Raw genomic sequence first — 18,112 nt, forward strand, 5'->3', positions numbered from 1 at the left:
AATCCACAAAAAGAGGCCCCCGCCCCTGTAAGGGACGAGAACCTTTCGCTCGCGTGACCACCCTAATTCCGTAGCTGCATTGACTGCACAACGGCACCTTAAGTCCATGCTCAAGGGCATGGTACCGATGTAACGTTCGGTCATACGGCTGCTGCCTACCCACAAGCTCTTACACTGCTTCGGCACAGCTTCTCCGGGAGGATCTTCCTTTAAGGTCTGAACATTGGCTTTCAGCGCGCGGCCAACTCTCTGGAGATCAGATGTCCCAAAGTACTTATCCCATCAACGAATTCACACTATACATTCCTAGTTATGATAATAGTTATAGTCCCTTTACATCCAAATGTCAACTCTGGCGTATTCCTAGTAAGCTTCCCGGGTTTCCAGGCTTGGCTCACGCTTCTCCAGCGATTCCCACCCGTCATGCTTCAGAAGCTCCAGCTGAGCCTCCACCAACGAGCGGAAGCGTGTACGGTAGATAGACGCCTGCTTCTTGAGCTCCTCTACCTCCAGCGCGATCTTCCGTGACTTCCCGAGGGCGTCATTGATAATCCGGTCGGCATTCTTCTCCGATTCCTTCACGATGAGCTCCGCTTCCTTCTTAGCATTAATCTTGACCTCATCGGCCGCTTCCTGAGCAACAATGATCGTCTTGGACAGCGTCTCTTCGATATTCATAAAATGATCCAGCCGCTCCTGCATAGCCATCAGCTGGTTCTTCATTTCCTTGTTCTCGCGGATCACACTCTCGTAATCCTTAATGACCTGGTCCAGAAACTCATTGACCTCATCCTCGTCATAACCGCGGAGCCGGCGGGAAAACTCCTTATTATGTATATCCAGCGGCGTTAATGACATGATGTCCACCTCCTATAAATGTGAGCTTGCTCTTGGTTTTCGACAAAAAAACGGCAATTCCTTCAAACGGCTCAAGTATATTTGCCGACCTTGACGCGGTATCGCCCTTTTTTCGTCAGCCCACCGGTTTCAAGCACCTTAAACCTTCCCAATCCCTGGATCGAAACCATGTCGCCGTCACTAAGGATCGCAGAAGGGTCTTCCTCCACCTTCCAGTTGACCCGGCATCGTCCTGCCTTGATGGGGTCGAGAATCTTGGCGCGGCTCATGCGGTGAACGTCACTGCTAATGCCGTCCAGCCGAAGTGACGCCACTGTCAGGTCCATTTCCTGCAGCTTCGTCTCCTTCACGCGGAGCTTCTCCACAGGCAGAATCTCTGTCATCACATGAACCCGGTGAACCTGGCTTAAATTCAGGTGCAGATAAGATGAAATATCAGCGCTTACGACAGCATGACAGCCATCTTCCAAGACATGAATATCTCCGATCTTGGACCGCTTGATGCCAAGCCCCAGAATAGAGCCCATGTAATCACCATGCTCCAGCGCCAGAAACTTCTGGTCCCCTGAGGTCACAGACAGCACCTGCAGCCCCCAATCCTCTCCGGCAGGATCCCGGTAATCCGGGGCCACCCAGCCGCGCGTTCTCTCCGCATCCGGATGCCCCCCCTCAAAAAAAACATGGACATCAGGATGGCGATGGGCCAGGGTCTCCAAAATATAGCGCTGGCGCGGATCCAGAAAATCCGTCAGCTTCACCTCGTGATATTGGCCGGCATGCTCTACCCATTCCCAGGCCTTGTCCACGAAATCACGCTCATCCCGGTGAAAATGGTTGTATATATCTGGCTGCATCATCTTATCCCGTGTCCCTTCTTAACCTTCATAACGTTTAGCTTAGATAGCCAATAATGGCGTATACACCGTTCTGGGCCAGCCGCAAGACGAACAGGGCCACAATCGGAGAAATATCCAGCATTCCGCCAATCGGCGGAATAAATCTGCGGAAAGGCGCCAGGTATGGCTCTACCAGCTTGCCCAGCAGCTCACCAATAAAGCTCTCCCTCACGTTCGGCAGCCATGACATAAGAACATAGACCAGAATCATATAGAAATAAAATTGAAATAACACATCTACCAAGCTTACAAGACCTGTCAAGCAACACTCACCTCATTCTGTTATATTCGTGCTCCTCACCAAGAATTTCCGAGATGGAGCCCTGAATTTCTACGGTGTCCGGGGTGCAGAGAAAAATATTACCACCAAGCTTGGAAATCCCGCCTCCCAGAGCATAAACCGTTCCGCTTAGAAAATCTATGATTCTCAAGGCCTGATCATTCCGTACGCGCTGGAGATTGACCACGACCGAGCGGTAGGATTTCAGCTGATCTGCAATTTCCTGCGCCTCCTCATAGGAGCGGGGCTCGATTAATACAACCTTCACATTTTTCTGAGAATGTATACTCACCACATTGCCGCCTTTAAGGTTTCTACGGTTGTCCACCGGAGGCTGCTCCTCCGGCTCGTCCAGCACTTCACGCTCCACAACCTCTTCTTCCTCCTGCAAGCCGAGGAAATTCATAAACCGGTTCATCACACCCATGAAGCATTCCTCCTACTTTCCCACTAAAATAGAGCCCAGACGCACCCAAGTCGCTCCTTCTTCAATGGCGACCTCGAAATCATTAGACATTCCCATCGAAAGCTCCGTCATTGGCTCCGGCGTCAGCGCCTGTCTGTTCAACTCGTCTCTTAGCTGTTTCAATCCGCGGAATACCGGTCTTGTATCCTCTGCAGACGATTCATAAGGAGCCATGGTCATTAAACCCTGAACCTGAATATGCTTCATGCCGCTCAATGCTTTAAGAAAGTCAGCGGCCTGTTCCGGCTTCAGTCCGTATTTGGTGGACTCGCCTGAAATATTGACCTGAACCAAAGCGGATACGGTCAGGTCCAGCTGCTCGGCCCGCCGGTCGAGCTCCTTGGCCAGGGAAAGCCTGTCCAGCGAATGAATATATGAAAACTTGCCGATGACATCCTTCACCTTATTGCTCTGAAGATGACCGATAAAATGCCAAATCCCCCGCTCTCCCAAAGCACGCCATTTCTCCTCAGCAGTCTGCCAGCGGTTCTCGCCAATGTGAACGATGCCTTCTTGAAGCACCTCTTCGGTCATCGCTGTCGAGACATATTTCGTCACGGCGATCACCTTCACCTCATTCCGCGATCTTCCGCTTCGCCGGCAGGCCTCGCTGATCCGCTGCTCTACCAGGTCTACGCGCTCTTTCAAACCCAAGGGAAAGCTCACCTCTTTCTGATTCCCATCCAGCTAGCCATACGTCCTGTAACGCCGCCGTCCTTCCGGTATGAGAAAAACAAGTCATTGCGGCAGCTCGTGCACCATGTAGTACATTCGATATGATCCGCCAATATTCCTGCTTTTATCATAATGTGTCTGTTTATTTCTTTCAAGTTTAGCATCGTCTTACCGCCGCCTTTTTCCTCAAAAAAAGGTTCCCTCGGGCGTTCCTGTCGCTCTCGCGAAAGCTGCAGCCCGGCAATCCGGTCCATGACCACCTGATCCACCTCGTAGCAGCACATCCCGATCGAGGGCCCGATGGCGCACCGGATGTCAGCCGAGCGGCTGCCGTAATGCTCATTCATCCGCTCAACCATGGCTTCAGCGATACCGGATACGGTCCCTTTCCAGCCGGCATGAGCCAGACCCACAACACCGCGTACCGGGTCCAGGAAATACAAGGGCACACAGTCGGCATAAAAAGAAGTCAGCAGCACCCCCGGAACGTCTGTCAGCAGGCCATCACTATCCTGAATGGCTGTATGACGGCCGGTGCTGCCCGCTCCGCGATCCTTCTCCCCAATGACGGCAATCCTGCGTCCATGCACCTGCTCGGCGCAGGTCCAGTCCTGCAGGGTAAAGCCGAGGTGTTCTGCCAGCATACGGCGGTTATGGATGACGGTATCATGATCATCCCCGACGTGAAACGCCAAATTCAATGTATCGTACGGAGCCGTTCCAAGACCACCCCTGCGGCCGGTAAAGCCGGCAGTTATGCCGCCTTCTTCTTGATCCCAGGAAGAAAGCGTAAAGTGCAGCGGCGTCTTTGGCTCCTGCTGTTTGAATGCATCCATTTCTCCACTCACCTCAACATCAGTGTACCAGAAAATGAGCTGCGCTACATCGCAGCTCAGCTCTCAATACATTTTTCGATCCCGGCGCTGTGTCTCCGGTGTCTCCAGATAGTTCTCTGCACTCGGCTCTTCCACGGTCTTGCGGACTTCTTCCATCTTGACCAGCACGACATCGGACCCGATCTTGACGATATTGCGCCAAGGTATAATAAGGTCGCTTCCCCCGCCAAACAGCCCCATAAATTTACCGTAGCTGGGGACGACAATGGCGTCAATGCGCCCCTGCCTTAAATCAAGCTCCAGATCGCTGACCTGACCAAGCCTCCTGCCATCCACAATATTGATAACGTCCTTTGTCTGAAAATCAGAAATCTTCATATCCTTTTCCCCACCATCTGGTTCTCGTATTGTCGTACTGCTACCACTATATGACGTCAGGGCAGGAAATAAGCTTCTTTCAGACATAAAAAACGATCCCGTTTACCGGGATCGCAGCTGTTATAGAGGACCTATTGCATGTCAAATGGGCTATTAAGTTTTAACGTGCTTTTGCATCTGCTTGATGGCGGACTTTTCAAGACGGGACACCTGGGCCTGTGAAATGCCGATTTCGTCGGCGACCTCCATTTGGGTTTTGCCTTCGTAGAAGCGCATTGACAGGATCATTTTCTCCCGTTGTCCCAGCTTGTGCATCGCCTCGCGCAGTGCAATCTCTTCAATCCAGGTAATATCCTTATTCTTGTCATCACTGATCTGATCCATCACGTAGATGGGGTCTCCGCCGTCATGATAAATGGGTTCGAACAGTGAAACCGGGTCCTGGATGGCGTCCAGCGCGAACACCACATCCTCCTTCGGAACATTAAGCGCCTCCGAGATTTCAAAAATCGTCGGTTCCCGTGAATTCACATTCGTCAGCTGATCCCGAATCTGCAGCGCCTTATACGCAATGTCGCGCAGTGAACGGGAGACGCGGATCGGATTATTGTCCCTCAGGTAGCGCCGGATTTCGCCAATGATCATCGGGACGGCATACGTTGAAAACTTGACATTTTGGGAAAGATCGAAATTATCAATGGCTTTCATCAGGCCGATACAGCCTACCTGGAACAGATCATCGACAAATTCACCGCGATTGTTAAAGCGCTGAATGACACTGAGCACGAGCCGCAGGTTGCCATTCACTAATTTCTCTCTGGCTGACCGGTCATGATTCTGCTGAAGCTCGTGGAACAGATGCCTCATTTCTGCATTGGTCAGAACCGGCAGTTTGGCCGTATCCACACCGCAAATCTCAACTTTGTTTCGAGTCATGCTGACTAAACCTCCCAAGGAGAAACATTACTGTACATTATCTCCTGAGGGGCTCATTTTATTCCTTTCCTTTTCCATCTAAACCATCTTGTTGAATTCCTTACGCAGCCGCTTAATGATCCTTTTCTCCAATCGAGATATGTATGACTGGGAAATGCCGAGCAGATCCGCGACGTCCTTCTGCGTCTTCTCTTCTCCATCCTGCAGGCCAAAGCGCAGCTCCATAATAAGCCGTTCCCGGTCGCTCAGCTTATCCAGCGCCTTCTGCAGCAGCTTGCGGTCTACCTGCTCCTCAATGTTGCGGTAAATGGTATCATTCTCCGTGCCGAGCACATCAGAGAGAAGCAGCTCATTGCCGTCCCAGTCGATGTTCAGCGGCTCGTCAAAAGATACCTCGCTTCGCGTTTTGTTATTGCGTCTGAGATACATCAGGATCTCGTTCTCAATACAGCGTGAGGCATAGGTCGCCAGCTTGATCTTCTTCTCCGGATCGAACGTATTCACCGCCTTGATCAAGCCGATCGCTCCGATTGACACCAGATCCTCAATGTTAATGCCGGTGTTCTCGAATTTACGCGCGATGTACACGACCAGCCGGAGGTTGCGTTCGATCAGCATCGCCCGGATGGCGGCGTCCCCGGTGGGCAGCTTCTTGAGGAGGTATTCCTCTTCCTCCCGGGTCAAAGGGGGCGGCAGGGCCTCACTGCCTCCAATGTAGTAGACCTCCTGGCTTTTGAGGCCGAGCAAGAACAGAACACGGTAATACTGCAGCTGCAGCGCTAATCTCCATTTGACGGGCATTTTTTTGTCCTCCTAAAAGCATTTCTTCGAAGAAGAAATGCTAACTTCGTAAGCGTAAACCTGGCATTTCTTCGAAGAAGAAATGCTAACTTCGTAAGCATAAACCTGGCATTTCTTCGAAGAAGAAATGCTAACTTCGTAAGCGTAAACCTGGCATTTCTTCGAAGAAGAAATGCTAACTTCGTAAGCGTAAACCTGGCATTTCTTCGAAGAAGAAATGCTGACTTCGTAAGCGTAAACCTGGCATTTCTCCGTTTTCTTTTTACATGGCGCTAGAAGTCGCGCTCTTGGGCTTCTCGCTCCGGATTTCCTCCACCGGGCTGGATGCCAGCTCCGGGTGAATAATCGCCCGGTACGCGCCGTCACTGGATAAGGCTCCGCCATCAAGCCCGATCAGCAGTCTCGCGCTTTCATGCACTTCGCCGTTCATTACAATCCGGGCGCGGTCCGGCTTCATCGCCAGCATAAAGGCCGCTCCGCGGTTAATTCCGCGATAAGGAACCAGCCGGAGGCGGTCCTGCAGCTCCCCTGCAGCCTCGCCCAGCTCCAGGATAAGTTTGTCCGGTTCAGACAGCCTCGCTCTCCAGGAGGACGGTATGCTTTCTTCCCACAGCGAAGCCTCCATGACCATGACGGGCATACGGGTAAGCGGATCACTCAACTGATTGCCTGTATCCAGCAGCCCCGTGCAGGACACCGTAACGTCCCCCATGACTACGGTAACCTCTCCTAGCAGCGTTTCCCGCTGCTCCACCTGGCGCCTGCTTGTCTGAACCGCACGAAACAAGGTAATCGCCGCAAAAAAACCGATCGCAATAAACCAAAAGCTGATTTTTAACTCAAAGGTAAGCCCTCCCGAGGCCGTATACCATATTCCGCTGAACAATTCACCCGAGCTCTGCAGCAAATAATGAAAGCCCACGATTCCGCCCGCAGCAGCGAAGTTGACCATATAGAACGTGCCCAGATTGCGCAGGTAGCTTTGCAGGCTGACGAAGCCGAAAGCGATCCATAGCATGGCCAGAGAGAGCACGAACTTGATCACAAAGGTAAACAAAAAGCTGAACGGCGGCAGAAACATCATCAGAACATACATGGCGCCCGTGAATGCCGACAGCAGCAGTCGCCAGCGCTTGGGCTTGATTTTGCGCATCCAGGCAGTCAAAGCTAGCAGCAATCCATCAATAATCAGGTTCACTAGAAAGATCAGGTCAATATACACCATTTGGGGCCTTCACCCGCTTAGCCGGAATTTTCGGTCATCAAGGATGGGGTATGGGAGATATGAACAGTATAAAGAAGATGTCTCTTCAAAGTCTGTCTAAACATGGGGGCTGTGTTCCGACTTTTTTTGTCGAATGAAGGGTGTGACAGAAAAAAAAACCGGCCCGAGGGCCGGTCTTTATTCTATCCAGCAGGGTTCCGCAGCGCATAGATCTCTGCGTTCCTGTATTAGTCGTTGTTACGGGATCGATTCCGAAGGAAGGTTGGAATATCCAGCTGATCATTGCTTACCTGATTGCCAAAAGGCCGGAGATTCACATTCCCTTTGTCTGAGGACTGGGACTGCTGCTCACTTTGAGGAGCCGGACGGCGCATTTGAGGCGGAGTCGCAGGCTTCGTTTCAAAGCCAGTGGCAATAACGGTCACCTTGATTTCTTCCTTCATATTCTCATCAATGATGGCACCGAAGATCATATTGACCTCCGGGTCGGAGGCTGAGGTTACGATCTCGGCCGCTTCATTGACCTCATACAGGGATAGATTGGATCCTCCGGTAATATTCATGATTACGCCTCTGGCTCCTTCAATCGAGGTTTCCAGGAGCGGGCTCATAATGGCTTTACGTGCTGCCTCTGCTGCCCGATTCTCACCTGTTGCCATTCCAATGCCCATCAATGCAGAGCCGCGCTCTGTCATAATGGTCTTGACGTCAGCAAAGTCAAGGTTGATCAATCCCGGAACCGCGATCAGGTCGGAAATGCCTTGTACCGCCTGGCGAAGCACGTTATCGGCTTCCCGGAATGCTTCCAGCATCGGCGTCTTTTTATCGACAATTTCCAATAGCCGGTCGTTCGGAATGACAATCAGGGTGTCTACCTTTTCCTTGAGAGACTCGATGCCTACCTCCGCATGGGAGGAACGCTTGCGGCCTTCAAAGGTAAACGGGCGAGTGACTACACCCACCGTCAATGCTCCGCACTCTTTGGCGATTTCAGCAATCACCGGGGCTGCGCCGGTACCGGTTCCGCCGCCCATGCCCGCTGTAACAAACACCATATCTGCGCCCTTGAGCGTGTTCATAATCAGATCGCGGGATTCTTCTGCCGCCTTCTTGCCGACATCCGGATTCGCGCCGGCGCCCAAGCCGCGTGTAAGCTTGTCCCCGATCTGCAGTTTATGTTCGGATTTTGCAAGGTGAAGGGCTTGAGCGTCTGTATTTACGGTAATAAATTCGACGCCCTGTACGCCGTTCTCAATCATGCGGTTCACAGCATTGCTGCCGCCGCCGCCTACCCCGATGACCTTGATCTGGGCCAGGCTTTCCATTTCGAAATCAAATTCCAACATCTATTCCATCTCCCCCTCAATGTGCGTGGATGGCACGTCCACTGCCAAATGAACCCGCTAAATAAATTCGCTGAACATATTTTTTATTCGTTCAATAAATCCCGGCTTCTGGCTGCTTTCTTCCTGAGCTGCTGCGGCAGGATTTTGCTTGGCGCGGTTCACCGGTTTTTTGCTGTTGCTGTTTCCTGCGGAGGTGCTGCCTCCTGTAGTGCGCACCCGCATGCTGCGGATTGCGCTGTGAAGGATGCCGACACCACTGCAGTATCCTGGATCGCGAACGCCGATATAATCCGGTGAGGATATACGGACGGACGCAGCCAGTTCGTTCTGTGCCACCTGCAGCACACCAGGCATAGACATAGTACCACCCGTAAGTATATAACCTCCGGGAAGCTCATTGTAACCCAGGCGCTTTACTTCCTGACGGATCATCTGGAAAATTTCCTGAACCCGCGGCTCCACAATGGCTGCCAAATCCTCCTGGGTAAACTCCTTGTCCACATTGCTGCCGATCCGGGTTACCTTAAAGGTTACGTCTGAAGCGGCGCTCTCGAGCCACGCACAGCCGTATTTCAGCTTGACCTTCTCCGCTTGGTCGGTCAAGGTACGCAGACCGTAAGCAATGTCATTCGTTACGAAATCGCCGCCAATGGGAAGCGTGGAGGTGGCTGCAATACTGCCGCCTTCAAACACTGCAATACTGGTAGAGCCTGCGCCGACATCAACAAGCACGGAGCCCATGGTCTTCTCATCCTTCGACAGCGCCAGCTGGCCTGATCCCAGGGGAACCAGAACGAGGTCCTTGACCTTCAGGTCGGATTTCTCCACACAACGCAAAAGATTATGTATGGCCGTCTTGGCACCCGTAATAATGATAGCTTCCACCTCTAGCCGGACGCCGATCATTCCGCGGGGATCTGAAATACCTTCTAAGCCGTCAACTACAAACTGCTTTGCTACCACATCGATAATTTCACGATCCGGAGGAAGAGCAACCACCTCGGCTGCCTTCAGCACCCGGTCGATATCCTCTTCTCCAATCTCGCGATCCTCGTTCGATACCGCCACGACGCCGTGACTCGATTGAAGCCCGATATGATTCCCGGAAATGCCGACGTACACTTCGGATATTTGAATGCCGACCATACGCTCCGCATGATCCACAGCTTCGCGGATCGAGTGTACGGTCTGATCGATATCTACAATTGCACCTTTTCGAATTCCCTCCGAGTCGGCAGATCCAACTCCAATAATATTAAAGGTTCCATTATTAATTTCCCCAATAATAGCACGAACTTTGGATGTACCGATGTCCAAACTAACAATGATGTCATTGTTGCTCAAGCCCCTGGCACCTCCTGTTTTTCATCTGGTTTCATAAATTCATCATTAAATAAATACTATTTCATAATAACACTTCTCTACTTATTCCACACGCTCAGTGCTATCCCTCTTTTTTCTACAATTTTTTTAATGCCAACATCTGCTAGAGCAGGGCCGAAAAGTCAGAGAAAAAAAAGGGAAAACGGCATGCGCTGTCTATGATTGTACCACTCTTTGCTACTCCTGAGTAGTGGGCTCTGCGGCCTCGTCCTGCTCGCCTTCAGGCTGAAACGGCTCGTACGAATCCGCCTCCAGCATGGTGATGTAGCCAGGCTGCTGCATTTCGATGACCTGATTCAAATATTCCACCTTGTTTCCCAGCAATGAAACGGCTGTAATCACTTCGAATTTAGAGCGGGTATACAGCTTGATCCGGTCGGGGAACGAAGGCGTCGGGGACGGGGTGATTTCGGAAATATCAGCGGTCAGGCTGTTCGGGATCTTCGCCAGCACCTCACTGAGCTGAGCCTTCAAGGGATCCTCTGGATCCCAATGGGTTAGGATCGGCTTTTCGACTGCGATCCCGCTGGCCGATACCGGAACCGATGTCCCGGTCGCCAAAATAGCCTGGAGCGCCCCATCCTCTGCAATTTCAAACGCGACCGTCGGGTGCTCGGCGACCGTAATCTCGATGACACCCGGAAACCGCTTGTCCACCTTCGCAGCCTGAATGGTTCCGTCCGCTTCCAGGGCCTGCTGAACCTGGTCTGAATCTACTCCGAAGAACTGGATTCCTTCTTTCAGCCCCGCCTGCTCCAAGAGCAGCTTGTCCGGCTGAAAGGTATTTCCTTGAATGGATATATCCGAAACCTTGCTCAGCGGAGACCGAAAAAAAAGCACGGCCAACAGCGCAGCAAACAGAAGCATCAGGACAAGAATGATTTTTTTCGCAGCCTTGGGTGCTTTGGGCCTAGCCTCTTTCAGCGCAGGAATGTGGTTGTTCTGCATATCCTCTCTCCCTGTAAAAGACCCGGTCATTCCCTTTGTTCCTGCGAAGAGAATGACCGAGCTGATCAATTTGCTAAATCCAGCGGCTTGGTCACGGGTGAGTGCCGCATCATTCTGGCTCCCAGCCCTTGAAACATCTTCTCGATCCTGTCATATCCCCGGTCAATATGATGCACCTGCTCCACAATGGTAGTGCCTTGAGCCGCCAGCCCTGCAATAACGAGGGCAGCTCCTGCACGAAGATCAGTGGCTTCTACAGTCGCACCGTAGATTCGCTGTACCCCCCGAATGAAAGCACAGTTCAGGTCGGTCGTGATGTCCGCTCCCATGCGGCACAGCTCCTCTACATGCTTGAACCTTCCTTCGAACACCGTTTCCTTCATGATGCTAAAGCCATCAGCCAAGGAAAGAAGCACCATGACCTGAGACTGCAGATCGGTTGGAAAAGAGGGATACGGAGAGGTTACGATCCGCTCCACCGCTTTGGGCCGGGCCATACAGCTTACGGTCATTATATCATTGCAGATGCTGGTTTGAACACCTGCGCGCTTGAGCACATGAATCAATGAGCTCAGGTGTGAAGGATTGCAGTGAGTCAGGGTAACCTGGCCCCGGGTGGCGGCCGCAGCGATCATCACCGTCCCTGCAACGATGCGGTCGGGAATGATTTCGTACTGACACGGCTGCAGCTTCTCGACGCCGTGAATCGTGATCGTATCGGTTCCTGCGCCGATAATATTTGCACCCATGCTGTTCAGGAAATTTTGCAGATCCTGAATCTCCGGCTCGCGGGCCGCATTGCTCAGCACGGTCGTTCCCGACGCCGTGGCGGCAGCCATCATGATGTTCTCCGTCGCGCCGACACTGGCGAAATCCAGATGAATGTCTGCGCCGACAAGCCGGGATGCCTTGCAATGAATCTTCTGGTCGCTTTCGTCAATCTCTGCTCCGAGCGCCTGCAGCCCCCGGAGATGAAGATCGATTTTGCGTTCTCCGATGGCACAGCCGCCGGGCTGGTAGATCGTTACTTCTCCGAACCTTGCCAGCAGAGGACCCATCAAGAAGATGGAGGATCTCATCTGCTTCATTAAATCTTCCGGCACATGAAACGAATTGGCGGATGCTGTATCCACAGTGACACTTTCCAGCTCATGCTTGCACTTGGACCCCAGACGGCCGAGAATGTTGAGCATGACCTCGATGTCCAGCAGATGCGGGACATTGCTCAGCTTAAACTGTCCTTCTGCAAGAAGGCAGGCTGCGAGTATCGGTAAAGCGGCATTTTTTGCTCCATGGATACGTATAGTTCCTGATAGAGGACTTCCGCCCTCAATCACCAATTTGTCCAATGTATCACCTCCGAGTTTACCGCTCCCCCATGACGTAGACTTCGGGAACCAAGGTGACTCCGTTGTTCTCGGATATGGTGTCCTGAACCATCTTCATAAGGGCGAGCACGTCCTCTGCTGTCGCTTGGCCGGTATTCTCGATGAAATTGGCATGCTGCCTGGATATTTCCGCACCGCCGATCCGGTGTCCCTTCAAGCCGGCCGCCTCAATCAGTCGGGCTGCATGATCCCCCGGCGGGTTACGGAACACGCTGCCGGCGGTTGCAGACTGCAGGGGCTGTGTACGCCGGCGCCGGTCCTTGTAAGAGGCCATCGCTGCGGAAATCTCCTTCCTGTCTCCCCGGCACAGTTGAAATTCCGCGCGGGCGACGATACCTTTACGCTGATGCAGGATAGAGTGGCGATAACTGAACTCCATATCCTTTGCAGCGTACGTAACCAATTCCCCAGTTTCCAGCACAATGTCAGCGGACTTGAATATACGTGACACATCAGATCCGTGAGCGCCGGCATTCATGTATACGGCCCCTCCGACCGACCCCGGAATGCCTCCGGCGAATTCCAGTCCGGTCAAGCTTTCCTTCCCGGCCAGCACACTCAGCTTGACGAACGACAGGCCTCCGCCGGCGGTAACGATCTCTCCATCAAAGGATACCTCGTCAAACCCTTCCCCCAGCTTGATCACCGCACCGCGGATGCCCTTGTCGGACACGAGCATGTTAGAGCCTCGGCCCAGCTGAGTCCATGGAATCCGGGCCTCGTGCAGAGCCTGCAGCAGCTCGGAGAGCTGCTCCTTGGTTTCCGGAATAATGAGAGCATCAGCAGGTCCGCCGATCTTCCAGGTCGTATACTTGGACAAAGGCTCGTTCCAGAGGACCGCTCCGACATGTTTTGTAGATAATAATGATTTTAATTGCTGCTGCATGCTGATTTCCTCCTTGATCAAACCGAAAAAGCCGTTTCCCTGCCGAAGTAGAGAGGGCCGTGTTCGGGTCATACCGGCCGCTGTTGGATGATTGTCACGATTTATAGAGTATCTTATGTAAGGCTCTACAGGTGTGTGACAGCCGCCCAGCCGTTTTACATTCTCGTCGTTAATCGATGTATTTCTTTCAGGATTACCGCCGCTGAATCCGGTTTTCCAAGACGTTTGGACTCTCTGGACATGGAGGCCTGAAGGGCCGGGTCCTGAACAATATCGGTAATGTCTTTCCACAGCCGTTCCTCAGTAAGCTCCTTCTCCAAAATCATCCGGCACGCCCCCGCCTCCTCCAGCTCCCTGGCATTGGCTTCCTGATGATTGTTCGTCACATTGGGCGATGGAATGAGAATGGACGGAATGCCCAGTGAAGTGATTTCCGCGAGAAAGGAAGCTCCGGCGCGGTTAACAATCAGCGACGCTGCGGCCAGCACCTCAGGCATGTTGTTGATATAAGGAACAATATGCAGCCGGTTTGGCATCGTCCCCAGCATCTGCAGGACGGCTTCGCGGGTTTTTTCGAAATAAATGTCTCCGGTGACGTACACAAAATGAACATCCTCAAGCTGCTCCAGCCTGCTGGCCATGCCAATCATCGCCTGGTTGATCACATTGGCTCCCCGGCTGCCTCCGGTAATCAGAACGACCTTGCTGTTCATCGGAATCCCGAGAGACGCGAAGCCGCGTTCCCGATTCGCCGATTGCACACTGGTTGCCCGGGGGTTGCCGGTATACACGACGCGCTTTCCTTTTCGGAACGCTCCTTCAGAGCCCTTGAAGCTGACGGCCACGGTATCAGCATATCGGCTGAGGAACTGGTTGGTCAGTCCTGGAATGGCATTCTGTTCATGAATCATCGTCGGTATACCGAGCTTCGCTGCCGCATAAACGACCGGTCCGCATACATACCCGCCGGTACCGATGACGACATCGGGCTTGAATTCAGTCAGCAGCTTCTTGCTCCGGGTTACTCCTTTAAAAAAACGCATAATCGTTTTGACATTATCCATAGACAGCTTTCTCCGAAAGCCTGTAATATCAATGCTTTCAAAGGGAAGTCCCTCCTGCGGGACGAGTCTGGCTTCCAGTCCTTTTTCACTGCCGATATATAAAAAAGCGTTGTTTGCGCTTTCCGCCTCACATTGTCTGGCAATGGCCACGGCGGGGTAAATATGCCCCCCTGTTCCGCCGCCGGTTAATACAACACGCATTCCGTTCACCTCGCATAACGGGAAATATTTAATAAAATACCGAGCGCAGTCAGCATCAGCGTCAGAGAGCTTCCTCCGTAGCTGATCAGCGGCAGCGTAATACCGGTAACCGGCATCAGCCCGATGACGACGCCGATGTTAATGATGACCTGGATCGCAACCATGCCGATGATCCCTGCAGCCAGCAGGCTACCAAAGCTGTTATTGACGGTCATCGCCGTCCGCATGCCTCTCCAGATCAGAATCATAAAGAGCAGAAGGACGATGACCCCGCCGATAAATCCCAGCTCTTCGGCCAGAATAGCAAAAATAAAGTCGGTCTGGGGCTCAGGAACATAGCTGTACTTCTGCCGGCTCATCCCCAGTCCCAGCCCGCCGAGCCCGCCGGGGCCTATGGCATACAGGGATTGAATAATCTGATAGCCCGTTCCCAAGGGGTCAGACCAAGGATCGAGAAAGCCGGTAATACGCTTCAGGCGGTACGGCGCCGCCAGAATCAGGCCGACGAAGCCCGCTGCGCCGCCAAGCGCGAGAAAGCCCAAATGCTTCATCTGGGCACCTGCCGCAAATACAATCATCAGCGCGGCGGCCAGCATCACAGCGCCTGTACCCAGATCCGGCTGCAGCATAATAAGGCCAAAGGCCAGACCGATCAAGCCGAGCGGCGGCAGCAGCCCCTTGGTAAAGGAGCTGATCTGATAATCGTCCCGCGAGAGCCATTTGGACAGAAACAAAATCATGCCGAGCTTCATAAACTCCGAGGGCTGAATGCCGAAGGAGCTGATCCCGAGCCAGCTGCGCGCGCCGCCGCGGACAACACCGACCCCTGGAATCAGTACGATGACCAGCATCACGAAGCAGAGGAGCAGGCCGAGCTTCGCGTACTTTTTCCACACCTTAAAATCGGTATGGGCAGTTACATACATGGCACCCAGGCCCAGCACAGCGAACAATAGCTGCCGTTTCACGAAATAAAAGGAATCCCCGTAATCATGAAAAGCCAGGACAGAGCCTGCACTATACACCATGACCATTCCGATGGTCAGCAGGGCTAGAATACTGATCAGGAGCCATAAATCTGGCGCCGGGAGCTTTTTGTTCATGAAAGAGGCCACCTTTAGCAGGGTAAGTAGGGGCTTATCCACACCCCCCTACTTACAGATTATGCACCGCCTCTTTAAAAATGCGTCCGCGTGTCTCGAAGGAGTTAAACATGTCCCAGCTCGCACAAGCCGGCGACAAAAGAACAACATCTCCCGGCTCTGCCAGCTCGGCTGCCTGTTTCACCGCTGACGCCAGCACTGCGGCGGCATCCTCTCCATTATTCACCAGGACAATGTCCTTTAGTCCGGCCTGCTCTGCGGCATGGGCCAGCTTCTCTTTGGTCTCGCCAAGCAGCACGGCTGCCTTGACACCCCCTTCAAAGAACGGGACAAGCTCCAGATAATCTGATCCCCGGTCCAGACCGCCGGCAATCAGCACGATTGGCTGCTCAAAGGAGGTTAAGGCCATGGAGGTGGCCTTGGCATTGGTGGCCTTGGAATTATTGTAGTAGGCTACGCCATGATGCTCTTTTACAAATTCCAGTCGATGCTCTACCCCTTTAAAGTCTGTCAGCGGGCCGGCAAGCATGGATACAGGCACACCGGTTGCGATTGCAATTGCAGCCGCTGCCAGCGCATTCTCCACATTAAACCGGCCGGGCAGGCCGATTTGATGGACAGGAAGAATGTCATGAGTGATGCCCTGCTCATCCGTATAGACAATACGGCGTTCCTGCTTGTCCTCAAGCTCTGGAAGATACGGAGGCATGACGTACACACCCGTTTGAAGCTGCTCCTGCATCGAGAACGGCAGAATTGTACTTTGGATATAAGGCACAAGACTCCGGCATACCGGATCATCCCAATTCAGGACTGCGGTATCGTCCGGAGTTTGATTGGCGAACAGCTTGGATTTGGAGGCAATGTAATCGTCCAGATCCCCATGGTAATCCAGATGGGTTTCAGTAATATTCAGCAGGCAAGCGACACGGGGATGAAAGTCTTCTGTCCCCTTGAGCTGGAAGCTGCTAAGCTCTACCACCATCCAGTGATCTTCTTGCGCCGCTTGCGCCGCTTCACAGAGCGGCGTGCCAATATTACCGGCTACAATCGGCTTCATCCCGGCTGCGGCAAGAAGCTTGCCCACCCAGGTGGTCGTCGTTGTCTTGCCATTGGAGCCGGTAATCCCGATCATCGGTGCCCGGCATAAATGCTGGGCCACCTCTACCTCAGTCACGACCGGAATCCCCAGCTCGCCCGCCTTCACGATCGGTGCGGCGCGATAGGGGATACCGGGATTCTTGACCAGCAGCTCCACACCGGGATGCACCAGATTGTCGGGGTGTCCGCCACAGATAACCTTGATGCCGGCGGCTTCCAGCTCTGCGGCTTCCGGGCATTCCTCCCGCGGCTTCTGATCATTCACCGTTACGGCTGCACCTGCGGCGTGCAGCACCTTGGCCACCTGCAGCCCGCTTTTGGCAAGCCCTAACACGATGACTTCCTTACCGCGGTACTCTTCCGGATGTTTCATCTCTACAACCCCTCGTTAATATAAAGTCCGATGCCTGCTAATACAATGCCGACAGCCCAGAAGGTGATCACAACGCGCCACTCCGACCAGCCGGACAGCTCGTAATGGTGATGGATCGGGCTCATCTTGAAGACACGCTTACCGCGGGTCTTGAAGGAGATTACCTGAATAACGACCGAGAGCATTTCAATGACGAACACACCGCCGATAATGAGAAATAACAGCTCGCTTTTGGTCACGATAGCAATGGAGCCGATAGCGCCGCCAATGCCCAGCGAGCCTGTGTCGCCCATAAATACCTTGGCGGGATGGGCATTGAACACGAGAAATCCGAGCACCGCACCGATCATGGCTGCGGCACAGAACGCGGCGGCAAACGATGTAGATTGTATTGCCACCAAAGCGTAAGCCCCGAAGGCGATCGCACTCACGCCGGAAAGCAGACCATCCAGTCCATCCGTGAAATTGACCGCATTGCTGATCGCCAGCATCATCAGCACGATGAAGGGATAATAGAACCAGGGTCCGAAATCAAACGACCACGCCGTCCCCGGTACCTCAATCGCCGTGCTATGACCGTTATTCAACAGCAGCCAGCACATGATTCCTGCGAACAGAAGCTGTCCGAACAGCTTCTGGCGTGCAGTCAGGCCCAGGGAGCGTTTGAAAACGATCTTGATATAGTCATCCAGAAACCCGATAAGGCCAAAGCCCAGCGTGCCGACCAGCAGCACGTAGAAGCTGTTATCCACAGGGGCGAATTTCAGAAAGGTCAGAGTGAACGCCAGCAGAATCACCACACCGCCCATCGTAGGCGTACCGGCTTTTTTCAAATGGCTTTGAGGACCATCATCCCGAACCTGCTGACCGAACTTCATGCGACGAAGCAGCGGAATCAGCAGCGGAGCGGAAATAACAGCGAGTATGAAGGATACACCCATTGTCAGCAATAAGAGTTGAAAGTCCAC

The 18,112-nt window shown here is 53.0% G+C and carries 19 protein-coding genes and 1 other annotated feature; all 19 genes read right to left on the reverse strand.

Annotated features, from left to right (window positions below):
* Positions 1-27: 27 nt before the first annotated feature.
* Positions 28-295: a binding site (T-box leader), on the reverse strand.
* Positions 296-363: 68 nt separating this feature from the next.
* The 19 genes from JJQ72_RS04250 to mraY all read right to left on the reverse strand — a co-directional run bounded on the left by JJQ72_RS04250 (position 364) and on the right by mraY (position 18,112).
* The gene (locus JJQ72_RS04250; protein WP_138225308.1) at positions 364-858 is read right to left on the reverse strand and encodes a DivIVA domain-containing protein; all 495 of its coding nucleotides are present in this window, start codon (positions 856-858) and stop codon (positions 364-366) included.
* 71 nt (positions 859-929) lie between these two features.
* Positions 930-1,712 (reverse strand): YlmH family RNA-binding protein, encoded by a 783-nt coding sequence (locus JJQ72_RS04255; protein ID WP_208203001.1) that lies wholly within the window; start codon positions 1,710-1,712, stop codon positions 930-932.
* 37 nt (positions 1,713-1,749) lie between these two features.
* On the reverse strand, positions 1,750-2,016 hold the full coding sequence (locus JJQ72_RS04260; protein ID WP_208202895.1) for a YggT family protein: 267 nt from the start codon (positions 2,014-2,016) through the stop codon (positions 1,750-1,752).
* A gap of 7 nt (positions 2,017-2,023) precedes the next feature.
* A complete protein-coding gene (locus JJQ72_RS04265; protein WP_138225305.1) occupies positions 2,024-2,461 on the reverse strand; it encodes a cell division protein SepF in 438 nt (145 codons plus the stop codon).
* Between the two features lie 12 nt (positions 2,462-2,473).
* A complete protein-coding gene (locus JJQ72_RS04270; protein ID WP_208202896.1) occupies positions 2,474-3,154 on the reverse strand; it encodes a YggS family pyridoxal phosphate-dependent enzyme in 681 nt (226 codons plus the stop codon).
* A gap of 8 nt (positions 3,155-3,162) precedes the next feature.
* The gene (pgeF, locus tag JJQ72_RS04275; protein WP_208202897.1) at positions 3,163-4,011 is read right to left on the reverse strand and encodes a peptidoglycan editing factor PgeF; all 849 of its coding nucleotides are present in this window, start codon (positions 4,009-4,011) and stop codon (positions 3,163-3,165) included.
* Positions 4,012-4,074: 63 nt separating this feature from the next.
* Positions 4,075-4,389, reverse strand: a complete 315-nt coding sequence (locus JJQ72_RS04280) for a YlmC/YmxH family sporulation protein (protein WP_208202898.1) — start codon at positions 4,387-4,389, stop codon at positions 4,075-4,077.
* Positions 4,390-4,542: 153 nt separating this feature from the next.
* A complete protein-coding gene (sigG, locus tag JJQ72_RS04285; protein ID WP_138225301.1) occupies positions 4,543-5,325 on the reverse strand; it encodes an RNA polymerase sporulation sigma factor SigG in 783 nt (260 codons plus the stop codon).
* A 78-nt stretch (positions 5,326-5,403) separates the two neighbouring features.
* Positions 5,404-6,126, reverse strand: a complete 723-nt coding sequence (gene sigE, locus JJQ72_RS04290) for an RNA polymerase sporulation sigma factor SigE (protein WP_138225300.1) — start codon at positions 6,124-6,126, stop codon at positions 5,404-5,406.
* 262 nt (positions 6,127-6,388) lie between these two features.
* Positions 6,389-7,351: a sigma-E processing peptidase SpoIIGA gene (gene spoIIGA / locus JJQ72_RS04295; protein WP_208202899.1), complete on the reverse strand. Its 963-nt coding sequence runs from the start codon at positions 7,349-7,351 to the stop codon at positions 6,389-6,391.
* A gap of 227 nt (positions 7,352-7,578) precedes the next feature.
* A complete protein-coding gene (gene ftsZ, locus JJQ72_RS04300; RefSeq protein ID WP_138225298.1) occupies positions 7,579-8,697 on the reverse strand; it encodes a cell division protein FtsZ in 1,119 nt (372 codons plus the stop codon).
* A gap of 57 nt (positions 8,698-8,754) precedes the next feature.
* Positions 8,755-10,041: a cell division protein FtsA gene (gene ftsA, locus JJQ72_RS04305; protein WP_138225297.1), complete on the reverse strand. Its 1,287-nt coding sequence runs from the start codon at positions 10,039-10,041 to the stop codon at positions 8,755-8,757.
* Positions 10,042-10,257: 216 nt separating this feature from the next.
* The gene (locus JJQ72_RS04310; RefSeq protein ID WP_138225296.1) at positions 10,258-11,028 is read right to left on the reverse strand and encodes a cell division protein FtsQ/DivIB; all 771 of its coding nucleotides are present in this window, start codon (positions 11,026-11,028) and stop codon (positions 10,258-10,260) included.
* 65 nt (positions 11,029-11,093) lie between these two features.
* Positions 11,094-12,377 carry a UDP-N-acetylglucosamine 1-carboxyvinyltransferase gene (gene murA / locus JJQ72_RS04315; RefSeq protein WP_138225295.1) on the reverse strand — a complete coding sequence of 428 codons (1,284 nt, stop codon included), beginning with the start codon at positions 12,375-12,377 and terminating at the stop codon, positions 11,094-11,096.
* 16 nt (positions 12,378-12,393) lie between these two features.
* On the reverse strand, positions 12,394-13,302 hold the full coding sequence (murB, locus tag JJQ72_RS04320; RefSeq protein ID WP_138225294.1) for a UDP-N-acetylmuramate dehydrogenase: 909 nt from the start codon (positions 13,300-13,302) through the stop codon (positions 12,394-12,396).
* A 155-nt stretch (positions 13,303-13,457) separates the two neighbouring features.
* A complete protein-coding gene (gene murG / locus JJQ72_RS04325; RefSeq protein WP_208202900.1) occupies positions 13,458-14,567 on the reverse strand; it encodes an undecaprenyldiphospho-muramoylpentapeptide beta-N-acetylglucosaminyltransferase in 1,110 nt (369 codons plus the stop codon).
* A 5-nt stretch (positions 14,568-14,572) separates the two neighbouring features.
* Entirely contained in the window at positions 14,573-15,670 is a 1,098-nt protein-coding gene (spoVE, locus tag JJQ72_RS04330; RefSeq protein WP_138225292.1) for a stage V sporulation protein E, read from the reverse strand.
* A gap of 52 nt (positions 15,671-15,722) precedes the next feature.
* Positions 15,723-17,144, reverse strand: a complete 1,422-nt coding sequence (gene murD / locus JJQ72_RS04335; protein ID WP_208202901.1) for a UDP-N-acetylmuramoyl-L-alanine--D-glutamate ligase — start codon at positions 17,142-17,144, stop codon at positions 15,723-15,725.
* A gap of 2 nt (positions 17,145-17,146) precedes the next feature.
* Positions 17,147-18,112, reverse strand: a complete 966-nt coding sequence (gene mraY, locus JJQ72_RS04340) for a phospho-N-acetylmuramoyl-pentapeptide-transferase (RefSeq protein ID WP_138225290.1) — start codon at positions 18,110-18,112, stop codon at positions 17,147-17,149.

Source organism: Paenibacillus sp. F411, assembly GCF_017582705.1.
Taxonomy (GTDB): Bacteria; Bacillota; Bacilli; order Paenibacillales; family Paenibacillaceae; genus Paenibacillus_AQ; species Paenibacillus_AQ algicola.